At 65.4% G+C, this 7,517-nt stretch carries 7 protein-coding genes and 1 pseudogene; 1 reads left to right on the top strand and 7 read right to left on the bottom strand.

The genetic code is table 11. The features are described 5' to 3' along the window. The coding region (locus tag JO059_RS16420; protein ID WP_293320530.1) for a multicopper oxidase domain-containing protein at positions 1-300 on the top strand (300 nt) is incomplete at its 5' end. Between the two features lie 2 nt (positions 301-302). On the opposite strand, the gene JO059_RS16415 is transcribed toward JO059_RS16420, so the two are convergent. From JO059_RS16415 to JO059_RS16385, 7 genes and pseudogenes are all read right to left on the bottom strand, one after another. Next, entirely contained in the window at positions 303-1,148 is an 846-nt protein-coding gene (locus JO059_RS16415; RefSeq protein ID WP_293320528.1) for an alpha/beta fold hydrolase, read from the bottom strand. 11 nt (positions 1,149-1,159) lie between these two features. After that, complete coding sequence (locus JO059_RS16410) at positions 1,160-2,149, bottom strand: cyclase family protein (protein WP_293320526.1); 990 nt, start codon at positions 2,147-2,149, stop codon at positions 1,160-1,162. Next, positions 2,137-2,976, bottom strand: coding sequence for a coniferyl-alcohol dehydrogenase (locus JO059_RS16405; protein ID WP_293320532.1), 840 nt, complete (start codon positions 2,974-2,976; stop codon positions 2,137-2,139). Before JO059_RS16405 ends, JO059_RS16410 begins: the two co-directional genes overlap by 13 nt. After that, positions 2,972-4,279 carry an LLM class flavin-dependent oxidoreductase gene (locus tag JO059_RS16400; protein WP_293320524.1) on the bottom strand — a complete coding sequence of 436 codons (1,308 nt, stop codon included), beginning with the start codon at positions 4,277-4,279 and terminating at the stop codon, positions 2,972-2,974. Before JO059_RS16400 ends, JO059_RS16405 begins: the two co-directional genes overlap by 5 nt. 3 nt (positions 4,280-4,282) lie before the next feature. Then, positions 4,283-6,028, bottom strand: coding sequence for an FAD-binding protein (locus tag JO059_RS16395; protein WP_293320522.1), 1,746 nt, complete (start codon positions 6,026-6,028; stop codon positions 4,283-4,285). Continuing rightward, positions 6,025-6,942, bottom strand: coding sequence for a 3-carboxyethylcatechol 2,3-dioxygenase (locus tag JO059_RS16390; protein WP_293320520.1), 918 nt, complete (start codon positions 6,940-6,942; stop codon positions 6,025-6,027). The genes JO059_RS16395 and JO059_RS16390 overlap by 4 nt, the downstream gene beginning before the upstream one ends. After that, a pseudogene (locus JO059_RS16385) lies at positions 6,890-7,517 on the bottom strand (3-(3-hydroxyphenyl)propionate hydroxylase); the annotation flags it as partial. The pseudogene JO059_RS16385 and the gene JO059_RS16390, both read right to left, overlap by 53 nt.

Below are 7,517 nucleotides of genomic sequence, written 5' to 3'. Positions count from 1 at the left end.
ATCAACGGCGAGCCATACAGCAGGACGAACCCGTTGCACGTTCGAGAGGGCCAGCGTCCGAGCATCACATTCGACAACCCGACCATGATGTATCACCCGATCCACCTGCACGGGCACACCTTCCAGCTGATCAAGGCCGACGGCAGCCTCGGAGCCCGCAAGGACGCCGTCATCGTGCTGCCCAAGCAGAAGGTCCAGGCCGTGCTCGTCGCCGACAATCCCGGCACGTGGGTGATGCACTGCCACAACACCTACCACCAATTCGCCGGCATGATGACCCGGCTGGATTACGTCGTCTGACGTCAGGTCTTCTGATCTCGTACCGCTCCGAAGAAATCCAGCAGCAACTCGTTGACCGTTGCAGCGCGCTCGATCTGCGGGCAGTGACCGGCCTTGTCGACCACCACCGACCGCCCGCCCTCGATTTGCTTCGCGATCTGAGCGGCCCACCCGGGCGGCAGCAACTTGTCGTCGCCGCCTTCGACTACAAGGGTCGGCACACGGATGCGCTCATACGGTCGCGTGCTTGACGGGGTGGACGACGGTTGCGCCGTGGAGTCCTGGGGGCGACGAAACCTCGCCGCTGCCACCGCCTCCCAAGCTCCGGGCGCGATGCTCGACTCGTAGCGGCGCCGAACGTAGTCGTCGTCGACCGGATAACCCGGGTGATGGAACAGCGCTTCGACGATGCGCCGCATGGCGGGCAGCGTTGCGTCATACTGCTGGAGCGCATCGAAATGCCGGTTCTGTTGGATCTCCCCGCCCCCGCAGATCAGCACCAGGGCGCGAATCGGCAGCCGCGGCGCATCCGATGTGGCGTCGGTGAGCAGGTTGATCGCGCCCATCGAGTTCCCGACGAAATGTGCCGAGTCGACGCCGAGCACCTCGCAGAAACGCGCCACATGCCGTATTCGCATCCCACGGCCGTCGACGAAGTCGACCACCTTCGCCGACTGCCCGAAGCCCAGCTGATCCGGCGCCAGAACGCGGTATCGCGAGGCGAGGGCGGCGATGTTGCGTTCCCAGCCGAGCTCGGCGCAGCCGCCGAACTCGCCGCCATGGAGCAGCACCACCGGGTCGCCTTCGCCCGCCTCGAGGTAGCTGGTATGCAGGCCATCGACCGATAGCGTCTTGCGACGAACCTCCATCGATCGCGCCCCTACTTGATCGCGATCGGGTTCACCGGGGAGCCCACCGCCCCAACAACTCTCAGCGGGGGCGCGATGAGCTGGAATTCATACACACCGTCGGCGGCGCAATCGGCCGCGAGCGCTGCGAGGTCCCAGTACTCGCCGAACATCATCCCCATGTCCCGCAGGCATAGCAGGTGCAGGGGCAGAAAGACTCCCTCTACTCCCGATTGCAGGTCCTCCACCTGGAGGTTGTCGGCCGCGACCGCCGCGACTTCGCGATCGTGCAACCACGACGCGCAGCGCCAGTCCAGCCCGGAGTAGCCTTCCATCTTGTTGCCGGTCTGCATGAACCTCGTCCACCAACCGGTGCGAATCAGGACTATGTCGCCGCGTCCGACCGTCACCGCCTGCGCGCGAACCACGTCATCCAATTCCTCTGGGGTGATGGGGTTTCCGGGCTCGAGGAACACCTCGGATCCGCGGTGGCGAACCAGGTCGAGCAGCACACCGCGCGACGTGATCCCCTTGGCGTCAACCTTGTCGATGCCGCAGTGGTACGCCCCCATGCTCGTTACCGATGTCGCCGCGAAGCCGTTGTAGAGCTTGTCGTCGTAGTAGACATGGGACAGCGCGTCCCACTGACTGGCCGCCTGCAACGGCATGATGATGAGGTCGTCGTTGAAGCGGAACGGATTGTCGGCCATATACCGACTCAACTGCTGCGCCAGGGGGTTGCGCGCCCAGCCCGGCCCGTACCGGATGAGCGTGTTCACGTCACCGCCGTCCACCGTCATCACGTGCACGGGGTTGTGCCGAAACTCGAAGGCGCCCTGGGGGCCCGACGAACCGAAGTCCACGCCGAGCGAAAACACCTTGCCGTGGCGCACCAGGCTCGCGGCTTGCGCGACCTTGTCGGCGGTGATGAAGTTCAGCGTGCCAAGCTCGTCGTCCGCTCCCCACCGCCCCCAATTCGAGACATTGCGCGCGACCCGCCGAAAGTCGGTTACACCGGCCACGGTGCGCCTTCCTCGATTTCACGAGCGTCGATCTCACGGGCGATCGCCGCGCCCACATTCCCGCCGTCGACCCACAACACCTGTCCCGTGATGTAGCTCGCCGCAGGGCTGTTCAGGAACAGTAGGACGGATGCCTGTTCAGCCGGGTCCGCGACGCGGCCCAACGGCTTGGGTATGGCGTCGAGAAAGCGCTGTCCGTAGGCGGTGCGCAGTTGTTCCAGGATCGGGGTTTCGGTGACCCCCGGGCCGGTGCAGTTAATGCGGATGCCGCGGGCGCCAAGGGGCGCCGCGTTTCGCATGGTGTAGAGGATGATGGCCTCTTTGGATAATTGGTATCCACCACCGGCCAGCGCGTCGGGGTGCGAGTGGCACCATTCGATGCCTTCCTGCATGGTCGCGGTGTTCAGCAGCGGCGCCACCGCCTCGAGATGGTCGCGGTACGCCGCCGCCGCGAGCGATGAGACGCTCACGATCGACGACCCCGCCGGCATCTCCGGGATCAGCGCCTCGGTGACATGACGCAGCCCGAGGAAGTTGATCGCGACGACCAACGCCGGATTGCCGATCCCGGAAGAGACGCCGGCGACGTTGAACAGCGCATCGACCGGACCGCCGACCGACGTTACGGCGCGATGGATCGACTCGGGATCGGCGAGGTCGAGCTCGTGAAACTCCTTTAGCGCCAAAGATGGCCGCCGCTTGTCGAGCCCAACGACTTCCGCCCCCAGTTCGCTGAGCTGCCGGACCACCTGCTCGCCGATGCCCGACGCGCATCCGGTCACCACCGCACGGCGGCCGTCGTAGCGCCACAGCTGGTCGGTCTTAATTGCGTCGCTCCTGCTCCTTGAGGCGCTGCGCCGCCTGGACGCGGCCCTCGTTGATCTCGGCCATCGCCTCGGGGATCTCGCTGGCGGTGAACTTACCGCCGCGGCCGGTCGGCAGGCCGCCGAACGAGTAATTCTCGTCGAACGCCGGTGTGGTCGGCTCCGGACGACGCGCCTCGACCTTCTCGATCACGGGGGCCAGCCGCGCGGCTTTGTCGGCCAACGCCTTCTCGTCGCGCTCGATGAACTCCGGCAGGACTTCCTTGCCCATCAGCTCGATGGATTCCATTGTGCCCTCGTGGCTGCGCGGGTTGAGCAGCAAGATGATCTCGTCGACACCGCTTTCCTCGTAGCCGCGCAGGAATTCCCGCACGGTGGAAGGGGATCCGATGGCGCCGCGCCCGGGCCCGTAGGCCAGCGTCGGGTCCTTCTCGACCTCTTCGAGATACCGGTTCCAGACTCCCGTTCGCCCTGGCGTGTGCACGCCCGTCATGTAGTAGTGCATGATCCCGAACGAAAAGAATCCGCCGCCCTTCCCAAGGCGCTCAAGGGCCTGCTCGTCGGTCTTGGCGACCATCATCGACAGATCGCCGCCAATGGCCAGGATGTTCGGATTGATCTTCGGCGTGATCGGCACACCGTTCTCTTCAAACTCCTTGTAGTAGCCGTTCACCCGCTCGGTGAGCGGTCCTGGGCCGGTGTAGGCGAAACTCAGAGCGCCGATGCACTTTTGGGCGGCCATCTGCACGCTGGCCGGCCGGGTGCACGCGACCCACACCGGCGGATGCGGTTTTTGCATCGGCTTGGGGATGACGTTGCGCGCCGGCATCTGCACATGCGAGCCTTCGAAGCCCGCGAACGGCTCCTCGATCATGCACCGGATCGCGACCTCGAGCGCCTCTTCCCACTGCGCGCGCTTGTCGGCCGGATCGATGTTGAATCCACCGAGCTCCCCGACCGAGGAGGATTCTCCGGTGCCGAACTCGACGCGCCCGTTGGAGAGCAGGTCCAGGGTCGCGATGCGTTCGGCCACCCGGGCCGGGTGGTTGACCGCGGGCGGAAGATGCATGATGCCGAATCCCAGCCGGATGTTCTTGGTCCGTTGGCTGGCCGCTGCCAAGAATATTTCCGGCGCCGTCGAATGACAGTATTCCTCGAGGAAGTGATGCTCGGTGAGCCAGACGGTGGAGAATCCCGCCTTGTCCGCCGCCTCCACCTCATCGAGGCACTCCTGCAGCAGCACCCGCTCGTCGTCCGGCACCCAGGGGCGCGGCAGGGCGAACTCGTAGAACAGGGAAATTTTCATTCGCTACCTCCTGTGCGAACTGTGCGAGCTGACGGTTCGTTGCGCTTGGGCCGCAGCGTGTTTCGCCGCGACGAAGCCGAACGTCATCGCGGGCCCGATGGTCGCCCCGGCGCCGGCGTAGCTGCGGCCCATGACGGGCGCGGCGGTGTTGCCAACCGCGTAAAGTCCCCGCACCACGGTGCCGTCGGCCCGCAGCACGCGCGCGTATTCGTCCGTCCGCAGCCCGCCCGACGTCCCCAGGTCCCCGAGGACGACCCGGAATGCGTAGTATGGTGGATCGCCCAGCGGATGCAGGTTCGGGTTGGGCAGCGTGGGATCGCCGTAGTAGTTGTCGTACGCGCTATCGCCGCGGTTGAAGTCGTCGTCGTGGCCTTTGCGCGCGAGTTCGTTGAAACGGCGGGCTGTTTCGGAAAGTTGATGTGCAGGGACGCCGATCTTGCCGGCCAGATCGCCCCAATTCGTCGCCGATTTGACCACGCCCGACTCCAGCCATGGCTTCGGCATCCTGCGTCCGGTCGGCACCGGCGATCCGGGAATTCTCGGGATCGGCAAATGGCCGCCGATCACGTAGCGATTCCACGACCGGTGATCCGTAATGAGCCAGCACGGGATGTGGGTGATCCCGGACTTTTGGCCGTCGATCATGGCGTGACCGAAATCCATGTAGGGCGCCGCTTCGTTGATGAAGCGCTTGCCCTCACCGTTGACGACGAACTGCGCGGGCATCATTCGTTCGTTGAGCATGAACTGCATGCGGCCGTCCGGCCATTGGATGGCCGGGAACCACCACGCCTCATCCAGCAAGTCGGCTGCGGCCCCGACCTTTTGGCCGGCGCGAATGCCGTCTCCCATCGATGCCGGATTGCCGAAGCTCCAGTCCTGGTCCACCTCGGGCAGCAGCTGCTTGCGCCAAGCCAGGTCGTGGTCGAAGCCACCTGTGGCCAGAATGACGCCCAGGCGCGCCCCGATTCGCATCGTCGCGCCGTCTCGCTCCACCACAGCACCGGTCACCGACCCGTCGACGTCGGTGAGCAGCTCTGCCATGGGCGAGTCCAGCCACAGCGGGATACCGCGTTCCCTCATGGCCAATCGGAGTCGTGCCGCCAGCGACTGTCCGATTGCGGCCATCCGCTCACCGAACACTCGCGCCCGGACCATCCGCGTCACCAGCTGCAGGACTACTGCTTTGCCGGCCCATGACTGCCTGATCCGGTAGAACGTGCGTAGCTCCTTGGGCCCCAGCCAGATCCCTTTGGGAGCAAGCGCCAGGGGTTTCAGGAGGTTTGCTTCGTCGTCGCCCAGCCGGCGCAGGTCGATGGGCGGCACATTGATCGTGCTGCCGAGTTCGGAACCGCCGGGCAACTCGGGATAGTAATCCGCATAACCGGGCTTCCACACGAATTCGAGCCAGCCGGAGAGGTTCTCGAGGAACTCGAGCATTCTCGGGGCGGATTCGACGTACTGCCGGATTCGCGCCTCGCTGACCAGACCGTCGGTGATCTTCGACAGATACTCGACGACGCCTTCGGGTGCGGGGCAGTAGCCCTCCCGGCGTTGCGCCGGCGCCCCCGGAACCCAGATGCCGCCGCCCGACAGGGCGGTGGAACCGCCGAAAGACGATGACTTTTCGACCACCAAGACGTCCAGCCGGCAGGCGTTGGCTGTGAGCGCGGCCGTCATCCCACCGCCGCCGGAGCCCACCACAAGCACGTCGACGATGTCGTCGAAGTCGCTTGATGCGCCGGTCATTTGGATGCTGCCGTTCGGATGGCGAAGCCGGCGATCAGCTCGGGGGCCGGCTTGTAGTAGCGCACGGCGGTCCGGTAGGGACCAGCGGTTTCCAACGCGGCGAAAGCGGCTAGCCAGGTTCTGATTTCCTGCGCCGAGGTCCCGCCCTCGTTGTCCACGAACGAATTCGACCAATGGTCGAGGTCCGCCAGCTTCCCGTCGTCGACGAGCTCGAGAAATCGATGGTCCCACACGGGGTTGAGAGGTTTCAGGCCACTGCCACCGCACGCAAACTCTTTCGCCGCGTCAGCCGTTGCGGTTTCCCGGGCCTGCCGTTGCTCACGCGTCATCGGCCGGCCGTCCACGATCCGCTCCCGCACGGCCGGAGAGGCGGTCGCCAGCGTTGGCACCGGCGGGCTGTGGGACAGTCCGCCCGATCCGATCACCAACACCCGCTTGTCGAGGGTCGCCAGATAGGTGCCTACGGCGGTACCCAGTAACCGGCAACGATGCAACGGGCCCAGCGGCGCACCGATCGCATTCACGAAGATCGGTATTACCGGGCGCGCGGTGGCGTCCCCGAACAGCTTCTCCAGCGGCTGAACGGTGCCGTGGTCGACGTCCATGTCGGCCGACACCGCAACATCGACGCCGGAACTTAACACGGCGGCCGCGCAGTCAGTCGCCAACGTCTCGGGCACATTGAGCGCGCCGGCGTGCGTCCCGTAGTCTCCAACACCCTTGGCGCGCAGACCGATACAGAACGGCGGCATCACCTTGTAGAAGAAGCCGTTGTAGTGATCCGGCGAGAAGATGACCACCAGCTCCGGGTCGTAGTCTTCGACGAAGTCGCGCGCGTGCGCGGTCGCGCCCTCGATGTCGTTAAGCAGGTCCCGCGACGGCCCCGGAAGATTCAGGAGCGGGCTGTGCGACATGCAGCACAGAGCCAGAGTCACTTTGAGGATCACCCCCTCCCGGCGTAAGGGTGAGGGCATCGATCAGCGAGGCGCTCAACTTGGGCGCGAGTTGAGCGATGCAGGCGCCCGCGATGCATCGATCGGGCCGCAGAAACAACACCGATTCCTGGTGGGTGTCGAACCATGATTTGAGGGCCCCGCCGCTATCGCCGATCACTTCGACGTCCGGGTCATCGTGGCCCGTCCAGCGCAGCTGCGTCTGGGGACGCACCGAAAAGAAGCGTGTCCCCAAGGCTTTCCAGCTCGCGAACGCTTCCTCACCTAGGATCGTGCGCGGGTTGTTGTTCCAGCACAGCACGGCGAACCAGTCACCCAGCACGTCGTCCAGCAGTACGCCGGACCGGTCGCGGGTGTCGACCCGGGGTTGGATGAACAGGGTGCCGACGGGACATGCGGTGCGGCGAGACCTGTTGGGGTTCCCGGAGTGCACAGTGGAGTGCGCAGGAGAGTGCACAACAGCACCCTGCTCGTAGCGCGGCATCGGCTTGAACCGCATCTCCAGCACATACCGCTTGAGCGACGGCACGACCGAA

The organism is Mycobacterium sp., from assembly GCF_019247615.1.
Taxonomy (GTDB): Bacteria; Actinomycetota; Actinomycetes; order Mycobacteriales; family Mycobacteriaceae; genus Mycobacterium.
The sequence above is the reverse complement of the archived record's forward strand: the minus strand, read 5'-3'. Positions and strand labels throughout refer to the sequence as shown.

Coding starts and splice junctions, on each gene's coding strand:
- JO059_RS16400 (WP_293320524.1), bottom strand. CDS start 4,279: ATGAAAATTTCCCTGTTCTACGAGTTCGCCCTGCCGCGCCCCTGGGTG.
- JO059_RS16395 (WP_293320522.1), bottom strand. CDS start 6,028: ATGACCGGCGCATCAAGCGACTTCGACGACATCGTCGACGTGCTTGTG.
- JO059_RS16390 (WP_293320520.1), bottom strand. CDS start 6,942: ATGTCGCACAGCCCGCTCCTGAATCTTCCGGGGCCGTCGCGGGACCTG.
- JO059_RS16415 (WP_293320528.1), bottom strand. CDS start 1,148: ATGGAGGTTCGTCGCAAGACGCTATCGGTCGATGGCCTGCATACCAGC.